Source organism: Pseudoduganella sp. GW821-FHT05F09 (genome assembly GCF_059419605.1).
On record NZ_JBWKSD010000002.1, the window covers coordinates 812,925 to 836,260 of the forward strand.

Genomic DNA, 23,336 nt, shown 5'->3' on the forward strand with positions numbered 1-23,336 from the left:
ATGTTCGCAACCGTCATCGCTTCGCTGCGCCGTATCGCCAACATGTGCCACAAGGAGTTCCTGGCCGTGGTGAAGGACCCCAAGACGCGCGCCATCCTGTTCGTGCCCGCGCTGGTGCAAAGCATGCTGTTCGGCTACGCCGCCACCTTCGACCTGGCCGACGCGCCCTACGTGCTGCTGGACCAGAGCCGCAGCGCCGCCTCCACCGAACTGGTGGCCAGGCTGGAAGGCAGCGGCGTGTTCCGCCGCGTGGCCACGCTGCACAGCCAGGAAGGCATGGCGCGCGCCATCGAAACGCACCAGGCCATGCTGGCGGTGCGGATCGGCCCGCGCTTCGAGCAGCAGCTGCAAGCCGGCGAAGCCGCGCCGGTACAGCTGATACTGGACGGCCGCAACTCCAACACCGCCGGATCGGCCGCTGGCTTCGTCAGCCAGGTGGTGGCGGCCTACAACGCCGACTGGGCGCGGCGCAACGGCGGCAACGGCGCCGCGCTCAGCATCGACGCGCGCGCCTGGTACAACCCCAACCTGGAAACGCGCTGGAACATGCTGCCCGGGATGGTGGCGGCGCTGAGCATGCTGCAAACGCTGCTGCTGTCCGCGCTGTCGGTGGCGCGCGAGCGCGAACAAGGCAGCTTCGACCAGTTGCTGGTCACGCCCATGTCGCCGCTGGAGATCATGGCCGGAAAGGCGCTGGCGCCGGTGCTGATCGGCCTGGCGCAATCGACCATCATCCTGCTGGTGACGGCGCTGTGGTTCAAGGTGCCGCTGGCCGGCTCGCTGCTCACGCTGTACGCGGGCCTGGGCCTGTTCACGCTCGCCAGCGTCGGCATCGGCCTGTCGATATCGGCCGTGTCGCTCAACATGCAGCAGGCCATGCTGTACACCTTCGTGCTCATCATGCCGATGATGCTGCTGTCCGGCCTCACCACGCCGGTGCGCAACATGCCCCCGCTGCTGCAGACGCTCACGCTGGCCAATCCGCTGCGCTTCGCCATCGACCTGGTGCAGCGCGTCTACCTGGAGGGCGTGGGCCTGCGCGTGGTGGCGCTGGACCTGCTGCCCATGCTCGTCATCGCCGCGCTGACGCTGCCCCTGGCGGCCTGGCTGTTCCGCAACCGCCTCGCCTAGGACCATGGCCAAAAGGCAATTTTGCGCCCGGATCGCCCGGGTCGGATAAGATGTAGGTTTCAACTACGGTCGCGCAAGCGATTTATATGGCTAATCTATTGCTGGTTCTGTTGGCGCTTTTCCTGGTCGCGCTGAACGGATTCTTTGTTGCCGCCGAATTCGGCATCGTCACTTTGCGCCGCACCCGCGTGCGCGCCATCGCCAAGACGCAGGGCCTCCGGGGCCGCATCCTGGCCAAGGTCCACGGTGAACTCGATGCGTATTTGTCGGCCTGCCAGCTGGGTATCACCCTCGCATCGCTGGGCCTGGGCTGGGTCGGCGAACCGGCTTTCGCCTCGCTGCTGGAACCGGTGTTCGGCGCCTTCGGCGTCACCTCCCCGCAGCTGATCCATGGCGTCTCCTTCGTGTTCGCCTTCGTCACCATCTCCTTCCTGCACATCGTGGTGGGCGAGCTGGCGCCGAAATCGCTGGCCATCCGCCTGCCCGAAGCGGTGGGCCTGTGGAGCGCCCTGCCGCTGTACGCCTTCTACTGGGCCATGTACCCGGCCATCTGGGTGCTCAACGCCAGCGCCAATATGGTGCTGCGCCTGGCTGGCCTGGCCGGCTCCGGCGGCCACGGCGATTCGCACTACTCCACCGATGAGCTCAAGCTGATCCTGCGCACCAGCCAGCCCGGCGAAAAATTCAACAAGGACGAGCGCAACATCCTGGCCCACTCGCTGGACTTCAGCCAGCTGTCGGTGTCGGACCTGATGCGCCCCATCCACGAAGTGATCGCGCTGCACGCGGCGAAGTCCATGGACGAGAACCTGCAAACCGTGGTACGCAACCGCTTCAGCCGCTATCCCTATTACGACGAGGACGGCGAGACCGTGCTCGGCATGGTGCACCTGAAGGACCTGTTCTTCGCCGAGCAGTCCGGCAAGCAGATCACCTCGATGGCGCCCTTCCTGCGCCCGGTGGAGACGTATTCGGCGCGCACCCCGGCGCTGGAGCTGTTCCGCCGCTTCAAGGACGGCGCGCCGCACTTCGCGCTGATCGGCGAAAAAGGCAAGCGCCCGGTGGGCTTCCTCACGCTGGACAATCTGCTGGGCGCCATGGTGGGCGAGATCCACGACGAGTTCCGCCTCAACGAGAACGACTGGCTCAAGCAGCCGGACGGCGCCCTGGTCGGCAAGGCCAGCCTGCCCATCGTGTCGCTGGAGCGCGCGCTGGGCCTGGACATCGAGAACGAGGAGATGGGCCTGGAGGACATCGAGTCGGTGGGCGGCATGGTGATGCTGAAACTGGGCGACATCCCGAAACAGGGCCAGCGCGTGGAGTTCAACGGCTTCGACATCGTGGTCAAAAAGATGAACGGCCCGCGCATCCTGCTGGTGAAGGTGATCCCGCGCCAGGCCCGCCACAGCGAGTCCGACGACCAGGACTGACCACAGGGGCGCTAGGCGGCCGCCGCGCCGGCCTGGCGCTGGTACTGCTCGAAAGCGCTGGCCAGGGTTTCGAGCACATGGGCGTCGTCGTCCGGCGCGGAGATGAATTTGTAGACCGCGCCCAGGTTGATGGCGTCCGCCAGACCGGCGGCGCTGTCGCCGCCCTCGGCCTCGCGCGTGAGCAGCACCCGCACCGCCGCCGGATACAGGCGCTTGATGCGCTCGAAGAAGTCCACCCCACTGCGCCCTTCCGGCCCCCGTCCCGACAGCACCACCCCCACCTCGCGGCTGGCCAGCACCTCGTAGGCATCCTCCATCTTCAGCGCCGACAGCAGCTCGTAGGGCGTGCTGTCGAGCAGGCGGCGGAAATGCGCCTGCGTGCGCGGCTCGTGGTCCACCAGCAGCACCGTGCGGCGCGGCTCCGGCTTGCGCTGCCCGGTCAGCGGCACTTCCAGCGCCGCGCCGCTGCGCAGCATGGCCACGATGCCCGGCTCGGCCAGCGGACGGCTGAAATAATAGCCCTGGATCTCGTCGCAGCCGTGGCGCGCCAGCAGCTGCATCTGGCCCTCGGTCTCCACGCCCTCGGCGATGGCGCGCAAGCCCAGGCTGTGCGCCAGCCGTATCACCGCCGTCACGATGGAGCGGTCCTCCGGATCGCTGGCCATGCCGCGCGTGAAGGACTGGTCTATCTTCAGCTTGTCGACCGGGAAGCGCTTCAGATAACTCAGATTGGAATAGCCGGTGCCGAAGTCGTCGATGGACATGGTGATGCCGATCGCCTTCAGGCGGTGCATCAGCGCGATCGACGCTTCCGGGTCCACCATGGACAGGCTCTCGGTCAGCTCGAATTCGATCAGGCCCGGCTCCAGGCTGTAGCGCGCCAGCACGTCGCGCAGCACGGTTTCCATGTTCTGGTGCGCGAACTGGCTGGCGGCCACGTTCACCGCCACCGGCACCACCGGCACGCCGGCGTCGATCCAGGCGCGCAGCGTGGCGCAGGCCTTGTCCAGCACCCAGCCGCCGATGGCGGTGATCAGGTTGCTCTCCTCGGCCACCGGGATGAACTGCATGGGCGGCACCAGCCCCAGCTCGGGCGACTGCCAGCGCAGCAGCGCCTCCAGGCCGATCACCTTGCCGCTGGCCAGGTCCACCTGCGGCTGGTAGTGCAGCACGAATTCGTCGCGCTGCAGGGCGCGCATCAGGCCCTGCTCCAGCGTCATGCGCGCGTCCAAGCGCTGCTGCATTTCCTGGGTGAAGAACTGGAAGCCGTTGCGGCCGGCCTGCTTGGCGCGGTACATGGCGATGTCGGCCTGGCGCAGCAGGTTCTCGGCCTGGTCGCCGTCGCCCGGGTACAGGCTCAGGCCCATGCTGCCGGTAATGACGTGCTCCTGCCCGGCCAGCAGCACCGGCCGCGCCAGGTGCTCGCCGATGCGCTCGGCGATCATGCCCGGCGTGGTCTCGCCCAGCGGGCTGTCGAGCAGCAGCACGAACTCGTCGCCGCCCAGGCGGGCCACGGTGTCGAAGTCGCGCACGCTGTGCCGCAGGGTGGCGGCCACCACGCGCAGCAGCTCGTCGCCCACGGCGTGGCCCAGCGTGTCGTTGACCTGCTTGAATTTGTCCAGGTCCAGGAACACCACGGCCAGGCGCTCCTTGCGGCGCTCGGCGCGGCGGATGGCGTGCGCCAGGCGGTCCAGGAACAGCGCGCGGTTGGGCAGGCCGGTCAGCTGGTCGTGCGTGGCCTGGTGCTCGATGGCCTTCTCCTGCTGGCGGCGTTCGGTCACGTCGTGCGCCACGCTCATCACCGAGTCGGCGTTGTTGAAGCGCAGGCGGCAGCCGAAGTACTCCACGTCCACCAGCGAGCCGTCCAGCCGCAGCAGCTGCAAGGCGCTGCGCGGCTGCAGCTGGGCCAGCGAGATGTCGCTATACGTGCCTGCGGCCAGCTGCGCGTGGAACTCGGCGGGCACGCACGCGTCCGCGTCGGTGCCGAGCAGGCTGCCGGCCGAGGCGGCGCCGAACAGGCGCTGCGCGGCCGGATTCAAGAACACGATCTTGCCGCCGGTATGGATCCAGATGGCGTCCGGGATCAGTTCCACCAGCGAGCGGTAGCGCGCTTCGCTTTCTTCGATATGGCTGTTGAGCTGGCGCAGGTTCTGGTTGATGTCGTACAGCTCGCGGCTCTTCTGCTCCAGCAGCGACTCCGCCTCCTTGCGCGCCGCGCGTTCGCGCAGCAGGCTGCGCGAGGCGACCGTGCTGACGGGTGCGTCCGGCGCCTGCATCACGCCCCTGCGGCCGGCGCGGACACCAGGTGGAATCGGGTGCGGTGCAGATTGCCCTCCATCGGCAGGTCGGTGCGGGTGACGCTGATGGTTTCCTGGAAGTGGGCGATGCAGCCGTCGATCAGGCCCGCCGCCAGGTCGGCAAAGCCGCGCGGGGAACTGTACATGAGCACCAGCTCGCCCGGCGCCGGACGCTCGCAGGGCAGCTTGGGCAGCTCGGCGTCCGGATACAGCTTGCGCACTTCGACGTGGATCACATCGTCGATGCGGCTCAGGAAGTCGTAGGCGTTGTGGGTGTCGGCGAACAGCGCCGGGTAGCCCACCGAGAAGCGCTGGAACAGGTGCTGGCCGAACAGGTGGATCAGCGCCGGAATGGGCAGGCCGCTGGCATTGGACAGCGCCACTACCAGCCGCACCAGCTCAGCATGGTCGTAGGTGCCGACCGAGGTGTAGGCGCCGTCGTTGGGCAAGTCGGCTTCGGTGATGATGCGGTCCAGCATATCGAGCCCCATGCGGGCCTCGACCAGCTCCATAAACTCCGTGAATACCACGCCTTTCATAGCGCCTCCCTGTTTCCAAAACAGCGCCAGTATAAACCGTGATTTAACAATTTGTCGGGCTGCGCAGCCAGCCGTGCCTCAGGGCGCCTTGCCGGTCCAGTTGCGCAGCAGGCCCAGTGCCACCGCCAGCAGCGTCGGCCCGATGAACAGGCCCACGAAACCGAAGGCCAGCACGCCGCCCATCACGCCCAGCAGCACCAGCAGGAATGGCAGGCTGGAGCCACGGCTGATGATCATGGGCTTGACCACGTTGTCCACGCCGCTGATCACGAACACGCCCCACACCAGCATGAACACGGCCCAGCCGGTGCTGCCCTGGTTGAACAGCCAGATGGCGGCGCCGCCCCAGATCAGCGGCGGGCCGACCGGCACCAGCGAGAACAGGAAGGTGGCCACCGACAGCAGCGCCACCGCGGGCACGCCGGCGATCAGGAAGCCGATGCAGGCCACCGCCGCCTGCGCCAGCGCGGTGCCGAGCAGGCCGTACATCACGCCGCGCACGGTGCGGCTGACGGTGTCGGCCACCTCGGGGGCGTGCTCGCCCATGATCTTGTCCATGCCCACCCGCAGCGCGCCCAGGATGGCGGCGCCGTCGCGGTACAGGAAGAAGCAGACGAAGGCGGCCAGGCTGACCTGCGCCACGCCGCTGCCCAGCACCACGCCGCTGCCCAGCAGGAAGTGGCGCGCCGGCTCCATATAGCGCTTGGCCAGCGCCACCAGCTCCTCGCGGCTGCCGATAATCTTGCGCACATAGGCGTCCGCCGCCTCGCCCACCATGGGAATGTCGCGCAGCCAGGCCGGCGGCGCCACGGTGCCCTCGTCGATGGCCGCGCGCATGTGCTCATACACTTCGCGCGCGCTGTCGGCGATGTTCCAGGTGACCAGGGCCAGCGGCAGGATGATGATGAGGATCAGCGTCAGCGTCATGACGGCGGCCGACAAGGTATGGCGCTGGCGGCAGCGCGCCAGCAGCATCAGGTACAAGGGCCAGCTGGAGATGGCGATGGCGGCGGCGAACAGGATCGCGGCCAGGAAGGGGCGCAACACCGCCAGGCAGCCGATCACCAGAAAGACGATCGCCGCAAGGCGGGTGTAAGGTTGAAAACGTTTTTCCATCGTGCCCCCAAATATTGTATCGGGGGCTAGCTTATCAGGAAAGCAGCAGTTTCAGGTCGTGCGCGATCGGGGCCGGGCCCTGGCCGTGGGGCAGGTACAGGCGGATCTTGCCGTTTTTATCAAACACATAGCTGCCGGCGGTATGGTCGATGGTGTAGCTGTCCGGCGTTTTGCCTTCCACCTTGTTGTAGATGACCTTGAATTCCTTGGCCACCTGCGCGGTCTGCTCCGGCGTGCCATACAGGCCGACGAAGCGCGGATCAAAAGTGGGCGCGTACTGGGCCAGCAGCTCCTTGGTGTCGCGCGCCGGGTCCAGGGTGATGAACAGCACCTGCACCTGGTCGGCCAGCGGCCCCAGTTCCTTCATGGCGCCTGCCATGTCGGCCATGGTGGTCGGGCACACGTCCGGGCATTGGGTGTAGCCGAAGAAGATCACCACCGCCTTGCCCTTGTAGCTCTCCAGCGTGACCGGCTTGCCGGTGTGGTCGTTCAGCGAGAAGCCCTGGGCGTAGCTCAGGCCCGTCAGGTCGGTGTTCTTGAACGGCAGGCCGGAACCGGGGGCCTGCTTCTGGCAGGCGCTCAACGCGAGCGCCATGCACAGTACTGCCAGTAGTTTCTTCATGATTAAATCTTCACGTAATGGTCCACCAGCAGCGCGGCGAACAGCAGGGACAGATAGATGATGGACCAGGTGAACGCCTTGCGCGCCACCAGGTCGGTGTAATGGCGGTGCACGCGCCAGCTATGCCACAGGAACACCACGTTCAGCGCCACGGCGCTGACCAGGTAGATCAGGCCGCTCATCTTGACGGCGAAGGGCAGCAAGGTGGTGGCGGCCAGGGCGATGGAGTACAGCCAGACGTGGAAGCCGGTGAAGGTCATGCCGTGGGTGACGGGCAGCATGGGCAGGCCGGACTTGGCGTAGTCGTCGCGGCGGTACATGGCCAGCGCCCAGAAGTGCGGCGGGGTCCAGATGAAGATGATCATGACCAGCAGCCAGGCCTGCATCGGCACGTCGTTGGCCACGGCGGCCCAGCCCAGCGCGGGCGGCATGGCGCCGGACAGGCCGCCGATGACGATGTTCTGCGGCGTGGCCGGCTTCAAGATCATGGTGTAGATGACGGCGTAGCCGACAAAGGTGACAAAGGTCAGCCACATGGTCAGCGGGTTGACCAGCGCGTACAGTATCCACATGCCCAGGCCGCCGATCACGGTGGAGAACACGGCGGTCTGCATCACCGAGATTTCGCCCTGCGCCATGGGGCGGCGCGCGGTGCGCGCCATGCGCGCGTCGATCTCGCGCTCGGCCAGGCAGTTGACGGCGAAGGCGGCGCCGGCCAGCAGCCAGATGCCGAAGGTGGCCGCTACCACCACGCGCCAGCTGGGCAGCTCGTCGGTGGCGAGGAACATGCCGATGACGGCGCAGAACACCGCCAACTGCGTTACGCGCGGCTTGGTCAGCGCCCAGTATTGGGCCATGCGGTTGGTCTGTTTATGTAGGGCGGTCTGGGTCGTCATTGGTGGTGTCTGGCCGAGGCGGCGGCGGGCGGGCGGGACGCGCCCGCGGCGCCTTGCCGGGCCGTGTCGTGTTGGTGCTTAGCCCGATAGTTTAACATGGTCAGCAAAAGCACCAGCAGCGCCGCTCCGGCGTTATGCAGCACGGCGATCGCCAGGGGGAAGCTGAAGTAAATGGTGGCCAGGCCGCTGGCCGTCTGCAGCGCCAGCACGGCGGCAATGCCGCGCGCCAGCCTTGCCATTCCGGCCATATTCCAGGCGCGCCAGGCCGTGTAGCCGGCCAGCAGCACGACCACGACGGCGAAGTTGCGGTGCACCCAGTGGATGGCGGTCAGCGCGGAGAAAGGCAGGTAGTGGCCGGCGGCCGTCTTGCCCAGTTCGCGCCACAGGTGGAAGCCGTGCTCGAAGTCCATCTCGGGCACCACCTTGCCGGCGCACAGCGGGAACTCGGTGCAAGCCAGCGTGGCGTAGTTAGTGCTCACCCACCCGCCCAGCGCCAGCTGGACCAGCAGCGCCAGGCCGCTGGCCAGCGCCAGCCAGCGCAGGGTGCGCAGCACCGGCAGCGGGGCCGACGCCAGGTAGCGGCGCCCGCTCCGCTGCCGCTGCTGCTGTTCAGCGGCGGGCAGCAGCGACTGGTGCACCGTGTCCTGGCGGCAGCCGAACCACGCCAGCATGGACAGCAGCCCCATGCCCAGCAGCAGGTGGATGGTGACGATCACCGGCTGCAGCTTGAGCGTGACGGTCCACGCGCCGAACGCGCCCTGCAGGCAGACGAAAAAGAACAGCACCACCGGCAAGGCCGGCGCGTAGGCCAGTCGCATGCCGGCCGCGCTGACGGCGGCGGCAAGGTTGGGGGTGGCAACCTTGGGGGTGGCAAGCTCGCCCGCCTGCGCGGCCAGCTGGCGCGCCTTGCGCGACTGGATCAGCGCCACCGCCATCATGGCCACGATCAGCACGCCGATGCCCATGGCCAGGTAGCGGTGGATCATCTCCACCCAGGCCTTGAACAGCGTGACCGGGCCGCTGGGCTGCAAGGCCTCGGCGGCGGCGATGTCGGCGTGCGCCAGGAAGGGATTGGCCAGGCCGTAGCAGCCCGGCCAGTCCGGGCAGCCCAGGCCCGAGTCGGTCAGGCGCGTGAAGGCGCCGAACACGATCAGGTCGAAGGTCAGGAACACGCTGATCCAGACCAGCTTGCGGTACTTGTTCTCGTCCGACGATACCCAGACCATGGACAGCGGCAGCAGCGCCACCAGCAGTCCGGTGACGGCCATCTGGGCCAGCGTGGTGTGATGCATGGCGTCCCCTCAGCCTATGGCCGAAGCCTTGAGCAGCTTGGCGATGTCCTTCTTCACCTTGCTCGGGTCGGGCTGTTTCGGGAAGCGCATCATCAGGTTGCCCAGCGGGTCGATCAGGTAGATGTGCTCGGCGGCCTGGCCGCCCTGCTCCACCGGCAGCCACTTGGCCACCGCCTCGGCCGGCGCGCGCAGCATGCGGGTGCCGTCGTTCACGCGCAGCAGTATGGTCTCCAGCGGCTGGTCGTCGGTGATCAGCCACACGCGCTCGATGCGCTCCATCTCCTTGCCCTGCATAGTGCGCAGCTGGCGCATGGCGAACAGCTGGTCCTGGCAGGCCTGCTGGCAGTCCGAGCCGCCCACCTTCAGCATGATCCACTTGCCCTTGTAGGCGTCCAGCCCGGCCGGCTTGCCGTCCAGCGTGGCGCTGGCCATGGCCGGTATCGGATGCTGGCGCGGGTCGATCAGCGCGCCGTAGTTGGTGCGCCCTTCCGGCTTGATGAAGTAGTAAGTGATGTAGGACGCAATCAGCGGCGCCGCGCACACGGCCAGCACCGCCAGCAGCTTCCAGCGTCCGCGGCTGCGCTGCGGCTGGCCCGGTTCAGTTTTGTTTTCCACGTCTATATCCTGTTACGACGAAAAAGAGAGCGGCCATGGCTGCCAGCGCATACCACTGGAAGGCATAGCCGCGATGCTTGTCCACGCGCGAAGCGGGCGCCGGCCAGTCGTGCGACAGTCCGCTGTCCTGCGCACCGGCGGGCGCGGTCTGTTCGATGATGAAAGGCTGCATGCGCAAGCCGCTGGCGGCGGCCACCTCGGCCGCCGTGGCGTTCTGCACGATGGCGCCGGGCTTGAGCGCGGGCGCCGTCCCCAGCTGCATCACATGGCCCGGATGCAGGCGCGCCACGCCCTCCAGCGTGACCTCGCCGGCCGGCGTGCCGTAGGGCGGCAGCTGTTCGCGCACCGCCATATTGCGCGGCAGCCAGCCGCGCGCCACCAGCACGTGCTGGTCCGAGCCGGCGATGCGGAAAGGCATCAGCAGATAAAAGCCCACGCCCTTGGCGGACGGGCGGTTGTCCAGGTACAGCGGCCAGGCGGCCACGAACTGGCCGGTCACGCGCACGCGCCGGTATTCCAGCTCCGCCGCCCCGGCGGCCGGCACGGCGGCCGCGCCCAGCAGCAGCGGCGCACCCGCCTGGCCCGCCTGCAGGCGCGCGTCGGCGGCGCTGGCCTCGGCCGCGCGGCGGTCCTGCCACCGGCCCAGCGATATGCCCAGCGCCACCACCAGCACGGTGGCGGCGAAGGGAACCCATTTGAAGCGGAAGGCCATTACAATGGAGCTTCCATTCCGACCTGCGGCGCTGCCAATTCCATGAAAATCCTTGTTGCGATTGCCTTCATTCTGATCCTAGCCAGCCTCGGTTCGGCCTTGTACTACATGATGCGCCAAAAGGGCAAGAACGACCAGCGCATGGTGCGTTCCCTCGCCATGCGCGTGGGCTTCTCGATCGCGCTGTTCATCATTATCCTGGTGGCCAACAAACTGGGCTACATCCAGCCGACCGGCATCCGCTAGCACTGGCGGGGCCAAGAAAAAAGCCGTGCGCGGATCAACCTGCGCACGGCTCTTTTCATTGCGGCGAACACGGTCGCCGCAGATTATAGCGCTTACAACCAGTAGACGACGATGTACAGGCCCAGCCACACCACGTCCACAAAGTGCCAGTACCAGGCCGCGCCTTCGAAGCCGAAGTGGTGCTCAGGCGTGAAGTGGCCCTTCATGACGCGGAACATCACCACCGCCAGCATGATGGCGCCCATGGTCACGTGGAAGCCGTGGAAGCCGGTCAGCAGGAAGAAGGTGGAACCGTAGATGCCCGAGGTCAGCTTCAGATTCAGTTCGCTGTAGGCGTGCATGTACTCGTACACCTGGAAGCACATGAACACGGCGCCCAGCGCCACGGTGGCGGCCATCCAGCCCACGGTCTTGCCGCGCTTGCCCGCGATCAGCGCGTGGTGGGCGATGGTCAAGGTCAGGCCGGACAGCAGCAGCAGCGCGGTGTTGATGGTTGGGATGGGGAACGGACCCATGGCGGTGAACGACTCCACCACGCCGGCCGGGGTATTGCCCCACTGCGCGGCGAAGTCCGGCCAGATGAATTTATGGTCCAGGTCACCCAGCCAAGGAAGGGTAATGGTGCGGGCGTAGAACAGCGCGCCGAAGAAGGCGCCGAAGAACATCACCTCCGAGAAGATGAACCAGCCCATGGACCAGCGGTAGGAGTGGTCGATGCGCTTGCTGTACAAGCCGCCCTCGGACTCCTTGATGGCGTCGCCGAACCAGAAGTACAGCACCGTCAGCGTGCACAGGATGCCGGCGATGTTGACGGTGGAACCCCAGGAGGCGTCGTTGACCCAGGCCGACGCGCCTATCATGGTGATGAGCAGGGAAATGCCGGCCAGCATAGGCCAGCGGGAAGGACCAGGCACGAAGTAGTACGGTGCCGCGTTATGTGAACTCATCTTCATCTCCTAAAATTACTGTGAAACTACGAACTTCACTATTGTTATCAGCAAGCCGATGAACAGCGCGACGCCTATCAAGGCCGCGAGGATGACGTGGAAGGGATTCAGCTTGGCCCCGTCCTGGTCAAAATCTTTCTTCCTGCGCAGGCCGAAAAACGACCAGATCACCGCTTTCATCGAATACATGAAAGAAGCTGTTTGCTTCTTCTCTTCCATCTTTGCCACCCCTCAGTTGGGAACCTAGTTGGAGGCCAGCCCTGCAATCTCGAAGAAGGTGTACGACAGCGTGATGGTCTTCACGTCCTTCGGCAGCGCCGGGTCGATGAAGAACACCACCGGCATCTGCCGTGCCTCGTTCGCCTTCATGGTCTGCTGCTTGAAGCAGAAGCATTCCACCTTCTTGAAGTACGGCGTGACGCTGTTGGGCGCGTAGCTCGGTATCGCTTGCGCGTTCACCGTGCGCGGCTGCGTGTTGACCACTTCGTACACCACCGTGGCCAGCTCGCCCGGGTGGACCTGGATGCTGCGCTGGGTGGCGCGGAAACGCCACGGGCCATGCGCATTGCTGTCCAGTTCCACCGTCACCAGGCGGCTATTGTCGACCTGGGTGTTCTTCGGGTCCAGCGCCACCGTGCCGTCCTTCTGCGTGAGCATATTAATCCCGAGTACTTCGCAAATATGCTTGTACACCGGGATCAGCAGGTAGCCGAAGCCGAACATCATCACCGCGATGACGATCAGCTTGCGCAGCATGCGCAGGTTCTCGGCCTTGACGCTGCCCATGCTCATCTCAGCCCAGCCAGCTGCGTTTGACGAACACGGACACGAAGAACACCAGGGCGATCGAGCCCAGTATCAGCGCCAGCCTCAGATTGCTCTGTTTTTTAGGATCGGCCATGATTATTTCACGTGCGGCGGCGTTTCAAAGGTGTGGAACGGCGCCGGCGACGGCACGGTCCACTCCAGGCCTTCGGCGCCGTCCCATGGCTTGTCGCCCGCAGGCTTGCCGCCGCGGATGGTCGGCAGCACCACGAAGAACAGGAAGAACACCTGGCTCAGGCCGAAACCGAAAGCGCCGATGGTGGCGATCGCGTTGAAGTCGGTGAACTGCGCGGCGTAGTCCGCATAGCGGCGCGGCATGCCGGCCAGGCCCAGGAAGTGCATCGGGAAGAAGGTGATGTTGAACGTGACCAGCGACAGCCAGAAGTGGGTCTTGCCCATGGTCTCGTTGTACATATGGCCGGTCCACTTCGGACCCCAGTAGTAGAAGCCGGCGAACAGCGCGAACAGCGAGCCCGCCACCAGCACGTAGTGGAAGTGCGCCACCACGTAGTAGGTGTCCTGCAGCTGGATGTCGATCGGGGTCACAGCCAGGATCAGGCCGGTGAAGCCGCCGATGGTGAACACGAAGATGAAGCCCACGGCGAACAGCATCGGGGTTTCAAAGGTCATCGAACCCTTCCACATGGTGGCGATCCAGTTGAACACCTTCACGCCGGTCGGCACCGCGATCAGCATGGTGGCGTACATGAAGAACAGCTGCGAGGTCACCGGCATGCCGGTGGTGAACATGTGGTGCGCCCAGACGATGAAGGACAGGATGGCGATGGACGCGGTGGCGTACACCATCGAGTGGTAGCCGAACAGGGTCTTGCGGGCGAAGGCCGGGATGATCTGCGAGACGATGCCGAAAGCCGGCAGAATCATGATGTACACCTCGGGGTGGCCGAAGAACCAGAAGATGTGCTGGTACATGACCGGGTCGCCGCCGCCGGCGGCGTTGAAGAAGGAGGTGCCGAAGTGGCGGTCGGTCAGCGTCATGGTGATGGCGCCGGCCAGAACCGGCATCACGGCGATCAGCAGGTAGGCGGTGATCAGCCAGGTCCAGCAGAACATCGGCATCTTCATCAGGGTCATGCCGGGAGCGCGCATGTTCAGGATGGTGACGATGATGTTGATCGAGCCCATGATCGAGGACGCGCCCATGATGTGCATGGCGAAAATGCCCATGTCCATGCCGGGTCCCATCTGGGTCGACAGCGGCGCGTACAGCGTCCAGCCGGCGGCGGTGGCGCCGCCCGGCACGAAGAAGGAGCCGGCCAGCAGCAGCGCCGCAGGCGGCAGCAGCCAGAACGAGAAGTTGTTCATGCGCGCGAAGGCCATGTCGGACGCGCCGATCTGCAGCGGGATCATCCAGTTGGCGTAGCCCACGAAGGCCGGCATGATGGCGCCGAACACCATCACCAGGCCGTGCATGGTGGTGAGCTGGTTGAAGAACTCAGGCTGGAAGAACTGCAGGCCGGGCTGGAACAGCTCGGTGCGTATCATCAGCGCCAGCACGCCGCCGGACAGCAGCATGGTGAAGGAGAACCACAGGTACAGCGTGCCGATATCCTTGTGGTTGGTGGCGAACAGCCAGCGGCGGAAGCCGGTGGGGTGGTCGTGGGCGTGGTCATGGCCGTGGTCGTGGCCATGGTCATGCGCGTGATCGTGTGCGTGATCGACAGTCGTGCTCATAATGTGCAGCTCCTAATTACTTGCGTGCAGCCAGGACTTCGGCCGGTTGAACGATGTTTTCAGCAGGCTTGTTCGACCAGCTGTTGCGGGTGTAGGTGATGACAGCCGCAATGTCGGTGTCCGACAGCTGCTTCCATGCCGGCATTTCGGCAGGGAACTTGCCCGACTTCTGACCGTTCAGCAGCACATGGATCTGCGCCGCCTTCTCGCCGTTCACGACGGCCGAGCCGTCCAGCGCGGCGAACGCGCCCGGTACGCCCTTGCCGGTGGCCTGGTGGCACACCGCGCAGTTGGCCGAGTACACTTTCTCGCCCTTGGTTTTCAGTTCATCGATGGTCCAGGTCTTGGTAGGATCGTCGGCCAGCGCGGCCAGTTCCTTTTTCTTCTTGTCGGCCCAGGCGGTGTACTCCTCGGCGGTGACCACGCGCACCACGATAGGCATGAACGCATGGTCCTTGCCGCACAGTTCCACGCAGGTGCCGCGGTAGACGCCGGTGTGCTGCGCCTTGAACCAGGTGTCGCGCACGAAGCCGGGGATGGCGTCCTGCTTCACGCCGAAGGCCGGAATGGTCCAGGCGTGGATCACGTCGTTGGCGGTGGTGACGATGCGGATCTTCTTATTGACCGGCACCACCACTTCGTTGTCGACTTCCATCAGATAGGTGTCGCCGCGCTTTTCGGTCGGCGCCACGCCCGGCGAGCCCACTTGCGAGCGCGGGGTGGACAGGTTGGAGACGAAGGTGATGCCCTCGCCCTCGCCCTTCAGGTAGTCATAGCCCCATTTCCACTGCATGCCGGTGGCCTTGATGGTGATGTCGGCGTTGGAGGTGTCCTTCATGGCCACCACGGTCTTGGTGGCGGGCAGCGCCATGCCGATCACGATCAGGAAAGGCACGATGGTCCAGGCGATTTCCACCGCGGTGGACTCGTGGAAGGAGGCCGATTTGTGGCCCAGCGATTTGCGGTGCTTGAGGATGGAGTAGAACATCACGCCGAACACGGCGACGAAGATCACCAGGCAGATGATCATCATCAGGTTGTGCAGGCTGTAGATGTCCGCCGCGATGGCGGTAGCGGGCGCCTGCAGGTTCAGCTGGTTGACCAGGGGACCGCCGGTACCGCCGGTGGCCTTCGAGTATTCAGTAGCCGCTGCAGCCGTCTCCGCCGCCCAGGACGGGACTGCGGCGGCTGTCATCGACAGCGCGAGCATCAACGATTGAAATCGCTTTGCATGTTTCATGTTTTCCCCAACCACCCAAGAAATAATTAATATTTTTAAAGGCAGCCGTCCGATGTTCTGAATAGCCGCCGTACGCTACAACACCTAAAACCCCCCGACCCGTATTACTTATACAAGACGAAATGATGGCAAAATTAGTCAAGGATTATAGTCAACACCCCTAGGGGCATCAAGGAAATTATCTGTTACGCAAGCCCAAAGCGGCGTGCTTGGGCCTTATTTGCCACATATGCCCAGCCGTATTATGGCCGGGGCGGCCTATTTGGCGGCCTTGCGCGGCAGGTCGAAGCGGATAATCGACTCGCCCTGGCTGGTGGTGCGCGGCGCCGGGCGGAACGCGTGGCCGTACAGCACCTCGAAGGTCAGCCCCAGCTTGCCGTCCGGGCGGCGCTGGCGCTCCAGGGCCGCCAGCAGGGCCGCATGGCCGGCGCGGCCCAGCAGGCCCCGGCGGCGCGTGGCCAGCGGATTGCCGCCCCAGGCGCGGGCATCGGCCAGCAGGGCCTCGGGGGTGTCATAGGTGACGGTGATCTTCTCCATGTCCAGCACCGGGGTGGAAAAGCCCGCCTCCACCAGCTGGTCGCCGAAATCGTGCATATCCACGAAAGGCAGCGCGTGCGGGAACAGGTCCACCTCGGCGAAGGCGGTGCGCAGCTCGGAGAAGGTGTCCGGGCCGAAGCAGGAAAACATCAGCAAGCCCTCCACCCGCAGCACGCGGCGCCACTCGGCGAACACGCGGTCCGGCTGCGGATGCCAGTGCAGCGCCAGATTGGACCAGACCAGATCCATGCTGTGCAGCGCCAGCGGCAGCTCGGCGAAATCGGCGCAGGCCAGGTCCACCCCGGTTTTCGACGGCAGCAGCCTGCTGATCAGCTGATTCAGGCCGCCGCGCGGCGCCGGGCCGGTGGCGGCGCTGGCCGCGCGCGCCATGGCCTCGGAAGCATCCACGCCCAGGATCTGGGCGGCAGCATACATTTTTTGCAACATAGGCAAATCCGCCCCCTCGCCGCAGCCCGCGTCCAGCACCCGCTGCGGCACGATCTTCACCAGCTGCAGGCGGTCCTGCATGCGCGAGGAAACCTCGCGGCGCAGGAAATCGGACGGCGCAACGCGCTCCGGGCGGGAAAACAGCGCGCGCACGCGCTCGATATCGATGGGCGCGCTCAATTTGGGCGGCTTGGCGGGAACTTGCATGGTAATGACCGGATGGGTGAGATAATGGGCGCAGTTTACATGGTTAAGGCAAAGTGCGATGCCGAATGCCCAATCCAGGCCCGCCGCCACGCGGCCGGGCGCCCTGTCATGGCTGCCCGCCCTGCTGGCGCGCGCCGGGCACGCCCTGCTGCCGGGCGCCTGCGTGCTGTGCGGCGGCACGGCGGCCATCGGCACGCAAACCTGCCAGCCCTGCCATGCGCAGATATTCGGCGCCGTGCGGGCGCGCTGCCGCGTGTGCGCCAACCCGCTGCCGGGGGCCGGACAGGAAGACGGACAGGACGGCGGCGGCGCGGTGTGCGGGCGCTGCCTGTCGCATCCGCCCGCGTTCGACGCCACGGTGGCGGGCGCCGACTACGCCATGCCGCAGGACCAGCTGGTGCTGCAACTGAAATTCGGCGGCCGCCTGGCGCTGGCCGCGCTGTTCGGACGGGTGCTGGCCGAAGCCGCGCTGAGCCAGCCCGGCTTCATCCGCCCCGCCGTGCTATGCCCGGTGCCGCTGGGTCCGCAAAGGCTGGCCGCGCGCGGCTACAACCAGGCGCTGGAAATCGCCCGCGCGCTGGGGCGCCGGCTGGACATCGACGTGCTGCCGCGGCTGGCCGAGCGGGCGCGCGACACGGTGGCGCAAAGCCTGGTGCAGCCGTCCGAACGGCGCGCCAACATCGCGCACGCCTTCGCGGTGCCGGACCGCGCGCTGGTTGAAGGGCGCCACATCGGCCTGGTCGACGACGTCATGACCAGCGGCCAGACGCTGGACGAACTGGCCGCCGCCCTCAAGCGGCATGGCGCGGCGCGCATCACCTGCCTGGTGTTTGCGCGCACGCCGCCGCATTAAAGTTAGAAATACCTACGCAACAGGAGAAAAAGCAGTGTTCCACGTCGTATTAGTCAGCCCCGAAATCCCGCCCAACACGGGCAACGTGATACGGCTGTGCGCCAACACCGGCGTGCAGCTGCACCTGATCGAACCGCTCGGCTTCCCGCTGGACGACAGCAAGATGAAGCGGGCCGGGCTCGACTACCACGAATACGCCAATATGCAGGTGCACAAAAGCTGGGACGACTTCCTGGCCAGCGAGCAGCCCGAGCCGGCGCGCATGTACGCCATGACCACGCACGGCTCATCGCCGTTCGCGCAATGCCGCTTCCAGCCGGGCGACTACTTCGTGTTCGGCTCCGAAACGCGCGGCCTCGACCCCGCGCTGCGCAACCGCTTCCCCGAAAGCCAGCGCATCCGCCTCCCCATGCGTCCCGACAACCGCAGCCTCAACCTCTCCAACACGGTCGCCGTGGTCGTGTTCGAAGCCTGGCGCCAGCACGGCTACGCCGGCGGCGCCTAAGCCCAGCGGCCTGAGCCGCATTCGGGGTCAGACCCCGAATGCGGCTCAGGCCGCTTCGATGTTTATTCCGGATCAATGCAGGCGCGCGTGGAACGCGTACATTGCCCGGATGAGCAGACCACCTCGCGTCCAGGCATGCGGCGCCTTCTACCATGTCACCTCGCGCGGCAATCGCCGCGCCCGCATCTATGCCGATGATTTCGACTATGCGGCATGGCTCGGCATGCTGGGCGAAGCGGTAGCGCGCTTCCAGTTCATCATTCATTGCTATTGCCTGATGCCGAATCACTACCATGTGGTGATTGAGACGCCGCTGGGCAATATCGCTGAGGGCATGCACTACCTGAATGGCAAATACTTTCAATATTTCAACCGCAAGCACAAGCTGACCGGGCATGTCTCCCAGGGTCGCTACCACGCCGAGCTGATACAGCGCGACGTGCATTTGATGGAACTGGCGCGATATGTCGTGCGCAATCCCGTGCGGGCCGGCTTGGTCGATGCGGCGGAGCACTGGGCGTGGAGCAGTTACCGCAGCGCGCTGGGCCTGGCGCCGGTACCGTTATGGCTGACGCTCAACTTCTTGCTTGGGCAATTCGGCAAGGCAGATGCCGCGCAACGTGCAGCCGCCTATCGCCTGTTCGTGCAGCAAGCCCATGACGAGTCCCATCCGCTGCGGCGCAAAGCCAGGCCAGGCCGCCGGTGCCGCATCAACGATCCGGGCTTGCTTGATTCAATTGCCGACTTTTTCAGCCAATTCCATGACCCCATCGAAGCCGCCATCCAGGCCTACGCCTCCTCCGCCTACTCCATTCGCGCCATCGCCCGGCATCTCAAGATTTCGCCCCGCAGCCTGATGCGCCTGCTGCGCGCCCGCACCCGCCAAACAAGCTGAGCCGCATTCGGGGTCTGACCCCGAATGCGGCTCAGGCCGGCTGTCTGCGGTGTTGGCATGGCTGAGCGCTTCGTCGTATAAGGATTTATCACGCGCGGAGCGGAGGCTTTATGTTCGAGATGGAGTTGCCTTGGTGGGAGTTGGTCGCGCGCGGGGCGATCATCTACACGGTGCTGCTGTTCATGGTGCGGGTGGCGGGCAAGCGCACCGTGGGGCAGTTCACGCCCTTCGATCTGCTGGTCGTCATGCTGCTCAGCGAGTCGGTCTCGAACTCGCTGTCAGGCGGCGACAACTCCATTCCCGCCGGCCTGCTGATCGCCGCCACCCTGATCGGCCTGAACATGGCCATCGCCTTCCTCACCTCCCGCAGCCGCAAGGCGGCCGACCTGATCGATGGCACGCCGGTGCTGCTGGGCCGCGACGGCGAGGTCTTCAACGCGGTGGTCAGGAAAAACCGCGTCGCCGAAGGCGACGTGGAACAGGCGCTGCGCGAGCAGGACTGCGAGCTGTGCGACATGCAATGCGCCTTCCTCGAGGCCGACGGCAAAATCACCATCCTCAAGAAAAAGTAACTCAGCCGCCGAAGGTGCGCACCTTGGCCAGCAGCTTGGTGGTGGAGCGGTCGTGCTCGAAGTCGATCGCCACCGCCTGCCCGCCGTAGGCGAGCACCGCCCGGCCTTCGGGGATGGCCGCCATGTCGTAGTCGCCGCCCTTGGCGTAGATCCCGGGCCGCGCTTCCTGCACCACTTCCAGCGCCGTGTCTTCGTCGAACGGCACCACCAGGCTGACCGACTCCAGCGCGGCCAGCACCGCCATGCGGTCGCCGCAGGCGTTCAGCGGCCGGTCGTCGCCCTTGCCCAGCCGTTTCACCGACGCGTCGGTATTGGCCGCCACCACCAGCGAGCCGCCCAGCGCGCGCGCCTGCGCCAGATAGGTGACGTGGCCGCGGTGCAGGATGTCGAACACGCCGTTGGTCAGCACCACCGGCTTGGGCAGCGCAGCCACGCGCGCGCTCAGCTCGGCGCGGCTGCAAATCTTGTCTTCAAATTGGGGCATAGGATCTCAGGTTAATGGCCGGGCTCGGCGTCTTCTTCTTCCGCGTCGATCTGCATGCTCAGCTCGCCAACCGGCCGGCTGGCGCCGCCCTCGCCCGGCTCCTTGCGGTCGCCGCGCAGCTTGATCTGCAGCCGCAGCCCGTTGGCCGAGTCGGCGTTGCGCAGCGCTTCTTCGTAGGCGATATAGCCCTTATTATAAAGCTCGTACAGCGCCTGGTCGAAGGTGCACATGCCCAGCTCGCGCGACTTGGCCATGATTTCCTTGATGGCGTGGAAATTGCCCTTGAAGATCATCTCGGCTATGGTCGGCGTGTTGAGCAAAATTTCAATCGCCGCCTTGCGCCCCTTGCCGTCCTCGGTGCGCACCAGCCGCTGCGATACGATCGCCTTCAGGTTCGACGACAAGTCCATCAGCAGCTGGTTGCGCCGCTCTTCCGGGAAGAAGTTGATGATGCGGTCCATGGTCTGGTTGGCGTTGTTCGCGTGCAGCGTGCCCAGGCACAAATGGCCGGTCTCGGCGAAGGCGATGGCGTGCTCCATGGTCTCGGTGTCGCGGATCTCGCCGATCAGTATCACGTCCGGCGCCTGGCGCAGCGTGTTCTTCAGCGCGTTGTGCCAGGAGTGCGTGTCCACGCCCACCTCGCGGTGCGTCACCAGGCAGCCCTTGTTCTTGTGTACATACTCCACCGGGTCTTCCACCGTAATGATGTGGCCGGCCGAGTTGCTGTTGCGGTAGTCGATCATGGCCGCCAGCGTGGTCGATTTGCCCGAGCCAGTGCCGCCCACCACCAGCACCAGCCCGCGCTTGGTCATGATGACGTCCTTCAGCACCTCGGGCAGGTCCAGCTTCTCAAAGTTGGGGATCTCGGAGGCGATGGTGCGTATCACCATGGCCACGTTTTGCTGCTGCATCAGCACGTTGACGCGGAAACGGCACACGTCCGGCAGCGAAATGGCGAAATTGCATTCCATCTCGGCGGCGAATTCGGCGCGCTGCTTGTCGTTCATGATGGCCATGGCCAGCGCGCGCGTGACTTCGCCGGTCAGCCGCTGCTGGCTCAGCGGCTTCATCGCGCCCTGCGACTTGATGCTGGGCGGGAAGTCGGCGGAGATGAACAGGTCCGAGCCGCCGGTCTGGTGCATCACCTTGAGCAGCTTGTGGATGTAGGCCTGCGCTTCTTCATGGCCAAATGTGGATGACATGCTTGCCTCGCAATGGGGTGGTCGGGCAATTATAGCCATCCGCTTACGCTACAATGTATTTTCTTGCGCTGGACAAACGGTCCCGATTCCGGCATTGCGCCCAGCCATTGCCTGTGTTCAAATACATTTATGACACTGACCGAACTGAAATACATCGTTGCTGTTGCGCGAGCGAAACACTTCGGCCACGCCGCCGAAGCCTGTTACGTCGCCCAGCCCACGCTCTCGGTCGCCATCAAGAAGCTCGAAGACGAGCTCGGTGTCGTGCTGTTTGAACGCGGCGGCGCGGAAATCTCCGTCACCCCGCTGGGCGCGCAAATCGTGGCCCAGGCCGAGCGCGTGCTGGAGCAGACCGCCGCCATCAAGGAACTCGCCAAGCAGAACAAGGACCCGCTGGCCGGGCCGCTGCGCCTGGGCGTGATCTACACCATCGGCCCCTATCTGCTGCCGCCGCTGGTCAAGGCCATGATAGACAATGTGCCGCAGATGCCCCTCATCCTGCAGGAAAACTTCACCGTCAAGCTGCTCGAGATGCTGCGCCAGGGCGAACTGGACGCGGCCATCATGGCGCTGCCGCTGCCCGAGCACGGCATGGCGCTGCAGGCGCTGTACGACGAGCCCTTCGTGGTGGCCATGCCGCGCCAGCACGCGTGGGCGGCGCGCAACAGCATTCCGGCCGAGGATCTGAAAACCGAAACCATGCTCCTGCTGGGCAATGGCCATTGCTTCCGCGACCAGGTGCTGGAAGTGTGCCCGGAGATGGCGCGCTACGCTTCGCCCGGCAACGGCATGCAGCGCACCTTCGAGGGCTCTTCGCTGGAGACCATCCGCCACATGGTGGCCAGCGGCATCGGCCTGACCGTGCTGCCGCGCGCCTCGGTGCCGGACATGGCGGCCAAGGACGGCATGCTGCAGTTCCGCCCCTTCGACCAGCCCGAACCTTCGCGCCGCGTGGTCATGGTGTGGCGCAAAAGTTTCACGCGCAAGGCCGCCATCGACGCCATCTGCGCCGCCGTGGCCCAGTGCGCGCTGCCCGGCATCACCCCGCTGTGCCAGGACGAGCCGGCGGCCTGAGGGGCGGGCCAAGGCCACGGTAAGGGCCGGGCTAAAGCTATATAATCGCGTTTTTCCGTCTTCCGGTCCTGACACGCGATGAACAAGCTGCAGCTCTATTTCCGCCTGGTGCGCCTCGACAAACCCATCGGCACGGTGCTGCTGCTGTGGCCCACGCTGAGCGCGCTGTGGCTGGCCAGCGGCGGCGTGCCGGACTGGCGCCTGCTGGTGATCTTCTCGCTGGGCACCCTGCTGATGCGCTCGGCCGGCTGCGCCGTCAACGACTACGCCGACCAGGATTTCGACCGCCACGTCAAGCGCACCGCCGAACGCCCCATCACCAGCGGCCGCATCAGCGGCAAGGAAGCGCTGGCCGTGGCCGGCGTGCTGGCCGTGCTGTCTTTCCTGCTGATACTGCCGCTCAACGCGCTGACCAAGCAGCTCAGCGTGGCCGCCGTCGTCATCGCCGCGACCTATCCCTATTTCAAGCGTTTCTTCGCCATTCCGCAGGCCTACCTGGGCATCGCCTTCGGCTTCGGCATCCCGATGTCCTTCGCGGCGGTGCAGGGCGCGGTGCCGGCGGTGGCGTGGTGGCTGCTGGCGGCCAATGTGTTCTGGGCCGTGGCCTACGACACCGAATACGCCATGGTGGACCGCGACGACGACCTGAAAATCGGCATCAAGACCTCGGCCATCACCTTCGGCAGCTACGACGTGGCCATCATCATGCTGTGCTACGCCGTGAACCTGGGCATGCTGTTGGCGGCGGGCCGCCAATTCGGCCTGGGCTGGCCCTTCCACCTGGGGCTGGCGGTGGCGGCCGGCATCGCCTGCTACCACTACACCTTGATACGCGGACGCGAACGTGCGCCCTGCTTTGCCGCGTTCCGGCACAATAATTGGCTGGGAGCGGCCGTGTTTGCGGGCGTGGCGCTGGATTACGCGCTGCGCTGAGCCGGCCGCCCAGCTTACCCAGCT

The 23,336-nt window shown here is 65.6% G+C and carries 26 protein-coding genes; 9 read left to right on the plus strand and 17 right to left on the minus strand.

Features of this window, described 5'->3' with window-relative positions; all coding sequences use genetic code 11:
• Together AC07S4_RS08900 and AC07S4_RS08905 are read left to right on the plus strand one after the other, a co-directional pair.
• Positions 1–1,131, plus strand: a complete 1,131-nt coding sequence (locus tag AC07S4_RS08900) for an ABC transporter permease (RefSeq protein ID WP_494986294.1) — start codon at positions 1–3, stop codon at positions 1,129–1,131.
• 86 nt (positions 1,132–1,217) lie between these two features.
• Positions 1,218–2,561: a hemolysin family protein gene (locus AC07S4_RS08905; RefSeq protein WP_494986295.1), complete on the plus strand. Its 1,344-nt coding sequence runs from the start codon at positions 1,218–1,220 to the stop codon at positions 2,559–2,561.
• 11 nt (positions 2,562–2,572) lie between these two features.
• Here AC07S4_RS08905 and AC07S4_RS08910 read toward each other — a convergent pair whose 3' ends face one another.
• The 8 genes from AC07S4_RS08910 to AC07S4_RS08945 all read right to left on the minus strand — a co-directional run bounded on the left by AC07S4_RS08910 (position 2,573) and on the right by AC07S4_RS08945 (position 10,656).
• On the minus strand, positions 2,573–4,837 hold the full coding sequence (locus AC07S4_RS08910) for an EAL domain-containing protein (protein ID WP_494986296.1): 2,265 nt from the start codon (positions 4,835–4,837) through the stop codon (positions 2,573–2,575).
• Positions 4,837–5,397: a heme NO-binding domain-containing protein gene (locus AC07S4_RS08915; RefSeq protein ID WP_494986297.1), complete on the minus strand. Its 561-nt coding sequence runs from the start codon at positions 5,395–5,397 to the stop codon at positions 4,837–4,839. Before AC07S4_RS08915 ends, AC07S4_RS08910 begins: the two co-directional genes overlap by 1 nt.
• A gap of 78 nt (positions 5,398–5,475) precedes the next feature.
• The gene (locus tag AC07S4_RS08920) at positions 5,476–6,513 is read right to left on the minus strand and encodes an AI-2E family transporter (RefSeq protein WP_494986298.1); all 1,038 of its coding nucleotides are present in this window, start codon (positions 6,511–6,513) and stop codon (positions 5,476–5,478) included.
• Between the two features lie 34 nt (positions 6,514–6,547).
• Positions 6,548–7,135, minus strand: coding sequence for an SCO family protein (locus AC07S4_RS08925; RefSeq protein ID WP_494986299.1), 588 nt, complete (start codon positions 7,133–7,135; stop codon positions 6,548–6,550).
• A 2-nt stretch (positions 7,136–7,137) separates the two neighbouring features.
• Positions 7,138–8,031, minus strand: a complete 894-nt coding sequence (cyoE, locus tag AC07S4_RS08930) for a heme o synthase (protein WP_494986300.1) — start codon at positions 8,029–8,031, stop codon at positions 7,138–7,140.
• On the minus strand, positions 8,028–9,323 hold the full coding sequence (locus AC07S4_RS08935; protein ID WP_494986301.1) for a COX15/CtaA family protein: 1,296 nt from the start codon (positions 9,321–9,323) through the stop codon (positions 8,028–8,030). Before AC07S4_RS08935 ends, cyoE begins: the two co-directional genes overlap by 4 nt.
• Before the next feature lie 9 nt (positions 9,324–9,332).
• Entirely contained in the window at positions 9,333–9,938 is a 606-nt protein-coding gene (locus AC07S4_RS08940) for an SCO family protein (RefSeq protein WP_494986302.1), read from the minus strand.
• Entirely contained in the window at positions 9,922–10,656 is a 735-nt protein-coding gene (locus AC07S4_RS08945) for an SURF1 family protein (protein WP_494986455.1), read from the minus strand. Before AC07S4_RS08945 ends, AC07S4_RS08940 begins: the two co-directional genes overlap by 17 nt.
• 36 nt (positions 10,657–10,692) lie before the next feature.
• Between AC07S4_RS08945 and AC07S4_RS08950 the strand changes: the two genes are divergently transcribed.
• Positions 10,693–10,896, plus strand: coding sequence for a twin transmembrane helix small protein (locus AC07S4_RS08950; RefSeq protein ID WP_161071616.1), 204 nt, complete (start codon positions 10,693–10,695; stop codon positions 10,894–10,896).
• 92 nt (positions 10,897–10,988) lie between these two features.
• On the opposite strand, the gene AC07S4_RS08955 is transcribed toward AC07S4_RS08950, so the two are convergent.
• The 7 genes from AC07S4_RS08955 to AC07S4_RS08985 form a co-directional block, all read right to left on the minus strand.
• Entirely contained in the window at positions 10,989–11,849 is an 861-nt protein-coding gene (locus AC07S4_RS08955) for a cytochrome c oxidase subunit 3 (protein ID WP_494986303.1), read from the minus strand.
• A gap of 9 nt (positions 11,850–11,858) precedes the next feature.
• A complete protein-coding gene (locus AC07S4_RS08960) occupies positions 11,859–12,062 on the minus strand; it encodes a DUF2970 domain-containing protein (RefSeq protein WP_494986304.1) in 204 nt (67 codons plus the stop codon).
• 24 nt (positions 12,063–12,086) lie between these two features.
• On the minus strand, positions 12,087–12,629 hold the full coding sequence (locus AC07S4_RS08965; RefSeq protein ID WP_161071618.1) for a cytochrome c oxidase assembly protein: 543 nt from the start codon (positions 12,627–12,629) through the stop codon (positions 12,087–12,089).
• 7 nt (positions 12,630–12,636) lie between these two features.
• Positions 12,637–12,744 (minus strand): cytochrome oxidase small assembly protein, encoded by a 108-nt coding sequence (locus AC07S4_RS08970; protein ID WP_494986305.1) that lies wholly within the window; start codon positions 12,742–12,744, stop codon positions 12,637–12,639.
• 2 nt (positions 12,745–12,746) lie between these two features.
• Positions 12,747–14,363 (minus strand): cytochrome c oxidase subunit I, encoded by a 1,617-nt coding sequence (gene ctaD, locus AC07S4_RS08975; protein WP_494986306.1) that lies wholly within the window; start codon positions 14,361–14,363, stop codon positions 12,747–12,749.
• A gap of 16 nt (positions 14,364–14,379) precedes the next feature.
• Positions 14,380–15,603, minus strand: coding sequence for a cytochrome c oxidase subunit II (gene coxB, locus AC07S4_RS08980; protein ID WP_494986307.1), 1,224 nt, complete (start codon positions 15,601–15,603; stop codon positions 14,380–14,382).
• A gap of 258 nt (positions 15,604–15,861) precedes the next feature.
• The gene (locus tag AC07S4_RS08985; protein WP_494986308.1) at positions 15,862–16,794 is read right to left on the minus strand and encodes a methyltransferase domain-containing protein; all 933 of its coding nucleotides are present in this window, start codon (positions 16,792–16,794) and stop codon (positions 15,862–15,864) included.
• A gap of 58 nt (positions 16,795–16,852) precedes the next feature.
• Here AC07S4_RS08985 and AC07S4_RS08990 point away from each other — a divergent pair, with 58 nt between their 5' ends.
• From AC07S4_RS08990 to AC07S4_RS09005, 4 genes are all read left to right on the plus strand, one after another.
• Positions 16,853–17,647 carry a ComFC family protein gene (locus tag AC07S4_RS08990; RefSeq protein WP_494986309.1) on the plus strand — a complete coding sequence of 265 codons (795 nt, stop codon included), beginning with the start codon at positions 16,853–16,855 and terminating at the stop codon, positions 17,645–17,647.
• 34 nt (positions 17,648–17,681) lie between these two features.
• A complete protein-coding gene (gene trmL, locus AC07S4_RS08995; RefSeq protein ID WP_161071623.1) occupies positions 17,682–18,152 on the plus strand; it encodes a tRNA (uridine(34)/cytosine(34)/5-carboxymethylaminomethyluridine(34)-2'-O)-methyltransferase TrmL in 471 nt (156 codons plus the stop codon).
• A gap of 58 nt (positions 18,153–18,210) precedes the next feature.
• Positions 18,211–19,047: a transposase gene (locus AC07S4_RS09000; protein WP_494986310.1), complete on the plus strand. Its 837-nt coding sequence runs from the start codon at positions 18,211–18,213 to the stop codon at positions 19,045–19,047.
• Between the two features lie 110 nt (positions 19,048–19,157).
• Complete coding sequence (locus tag AC07S4_RS09005; protein WP_494986311.1) at positions 19,158–19,619, plus strand: DUF421 domain-containing protein; 462 nt, start codon at positions 19,158–19,160, stop codon at positions 19,617–19,619.
• A 1-nt stretch (position 19,620) separates the two neighbouring features.
• Here AC07S4_RS09005 and AC07S4_RS09010 read toward each other — a convergent pair whose 3' ends face one another.
• Positions 19,621–20,103 (minus strand): adenylyltransferase/cytidyltransferase family protein, encoded by a 483-nt coding sequence (locus tag AC07S4_RS09010; protein WP_494986312.1) that lies wholly within the window; start codon positions 20,101–20,103, stop codon positions 19,621–19,623.
• Between the two features lie 11 nt (positions 20,104–20,114).
• Complete coding sequence (locus AC07S4_RS09015; RefSeq protein WP_494986313.1) at positions 20,115–21,305, minus strand: PilT/PilU family type 4a pilus ATPase; 1,191 nt, start codon at positions 21,303–21,305, stop codon at positions 20,115–20,117.
• 129 nt (positions 21,306–21,434) lie between these two features.
• Between AC07S4_RS09015 and AC07S4_RS09020 the strand changes: the two genes are divergently transcribed.
• Both AC07S4_RS09020 and ubiA read left to right on the plus strand, forming a co-directional pair.
• Positions 21,435–22,379 (plus strand): hydrogen peroxide-inducible genes activator, encoded by a 945-nt coding sequence (locus AC07S4_RS09020; RefSeq protein ID WP_494986314.1) that lies wholly within the window; start codon positions 21,435–21,437, stop codon positions 22,377–22,379.
• 78 nt (positions 22,380–22,457) lie between these two features.
• Positions 22,458–23,312: a 4-hydroxybenzoate octaprenyltransferase gene (gene ubiA, locus AC07S4_RS09025; protein WP_494986315.1), complete on the plus strand. Its 855-nt coding sequence runs from the start codon at positions 22,458–22,460 to the stop codon at positions 23,310–23,312.
• The last annotated feature ends 24 nt before the right edge of the window (positions 23,313–23,336 follow it).

What these genes read in the sequence shown, in the direction of transcription:
- AC07S4_RS09005 (WP_494986311.1), top strand. Translation starts at nt 19,158, where the DNA reads ATGTTCGAGATGGAGTTGCCTTGGTGGGAGTTGGTCGCGCGCGGGGCG.
- AC07S4_RS09000 (WP_494986310.1), top strand. Translation starts at nt 18,211, where the DNA reads ATGTTTATTCCGGATCAATGCAGGCGCGCGTGGAACGCGTACATTGCC.
- cyoE (WP_494986300.1), bottom strand. Translation starts at nt 8,031, where the DNA reads ATGACGACCCAGACCGCCCTACATAAACAGACCAACCGCATGGCCCAA.
- AC07S4_RS08950 (WP_161071616.1), top strand. Translation starts at nt 10,693, where the DNA reads ATGAAAATCCTTGTTGCGATTGCCTTCATTCTGATCCTAGCCAGCCTC.
- AC07S4_RS08905 (WP_494986295.1), top strand. Translation starts at nt 1,218, where the DNA reads ATGGCTAATCTATTGCTGGTTCTGTTGGCGCTTTTCCTGGTCGCGCTG.
- AC07S4_RS09015 (WP_494986313.1), bottom strand. Translation starts at nt 21,305, where the DNA reads ATGTCATCCACATTTGGCCATGAAGAAGCGCAGGCCTACATCCACAAG.
- AC07S4_RS08955 (WP_494986303.1), bottom strand. Translation starts at nt 11,849, where the DNA reads ATGAAGATGAGTTCACATAACGCGGCACCGTACTACTTCGTGCCTGGT.
- AC07S4_RS08920 (WP_494986298.1), bottom strand. Translation starts at nt 6,513, where the DNA reads ATGGAAAAACGTTTTCAACCTTACACCCGCCTTGCGGCGATCGTCTTT.
- AC07S4_RS08965 (WP_161071618.1), bottom strand. Translation starts at nt 12,629, where the DNA reads ATGGGCAGCGTCAAGGCCGAGAACCTGCGCATGCTGCGCAAGCTGATC.
- AC07S4_RS08985 (WP_494986308.1), bottom strand. Translation starts at nt 16,794, where the DNA reads ATGCAAGTTCCCGCCAAGCCGCCCAAATTGAGCGCGCCCATCGATATC.
- AC07S4_RS08925 (WP_494986299.1), bottom strand. Translation starts at nt 7,135, where the DNA reads ATGAAGAAACTACTGGCAGTACTGTGCATGGCGCTCGCGTTGAGCGCC.
- AC07S4_RS08935 (WP_494986301.1), bottom strand. Translation starts at nt 9,323, where the DNA reads ATGCATCACACCACGCTGGCCCAGATGGCCGTCACCGGACTGCTGGTG.
- AC07S4_RS08910 (WP_494986296.1), bottom strand. Translation starts at nt 4,837, where the DNA reads ATGCAGGCGCCGGACGCACCCGTCAGCACGGTCGCCTCGCGCAGCCTG.
- AC07S4_RS08900 (WP_494986294.1), top strand. Translation starts at nt 1, where the DNA reads ATGTTCGCAACCGTCATCGCTTCGCTGCGCCGTATCGCCAACATGTGC.
- AC07S4_RS08915 (WP_494986297.1), bottom strand. Translation starts at nt 5,397, where the DNA reads ATGAAAGGCGTGGTATTCACGGAGTTTATGGAGCTGGTCGAGGCCCGC.
- AC07S4_RS09020 (WP_494986314.1), top strand. Translation starts at nt 21,435, where the DNA reads ATGACACTGACCGAACTGAAATACATCGTTGCTGTTGCGCGAGCGAAA.
- ubiA (WP_494986315.1), top strand. Translation starts at nt 22,458, where the DNA reads ATGAACAAGCTGCAGCTCTATTTCCGCCTGGTGCGCCTCGACAAACCC.
- AC07S4_RS08970 (WP_494986305.1), bottom strand. Translation starts at nt 12,744, where the DNA reads ATGGCCGATCCTAAAAAACAGAGCAATCTGAGGCTGGCGCTGATACTG.
- AC07S4_RS08960 (WP_494986304.1), bottom strand. Translation starts at nt 12,062, where the DNA reads ATGGAAGAGAAGAAGCAAACAGCTTCTTTCATGTATTCGATGAAAGCG.
- coxB (WP_494986307.1), bottom strand. Translation starts at nt 15,603, where the DNA reads ATGAAACATGCAAAGCGATTTCAATCGTTGATGCTCGCGCTGTCGATG.
- AC07S4_RS09010 (WP_494986312.1), bottom strand. Translation starts at nt 20,103, where the DNA reads ATGCCCCAATTTGAAGACAAGATTTGCAGCCGCGCCGAGCTGAGCGCG.
- ctaD (WP_494986306.1), bottom strand. Translation starts at nt 14,363, where the DNA reads ATGAGCACGACTGTCGATCACGCACACGATCACGCGCATGACCATGGC.
- AC07S4_RS08990 (WP_494986309.1), top strand. Translation starts at nt 16,853, where the DNA reads ATGCCGAATGCCCAATCCAGGCCCGCCGCCACGCGGCCGGGCGCCCTG.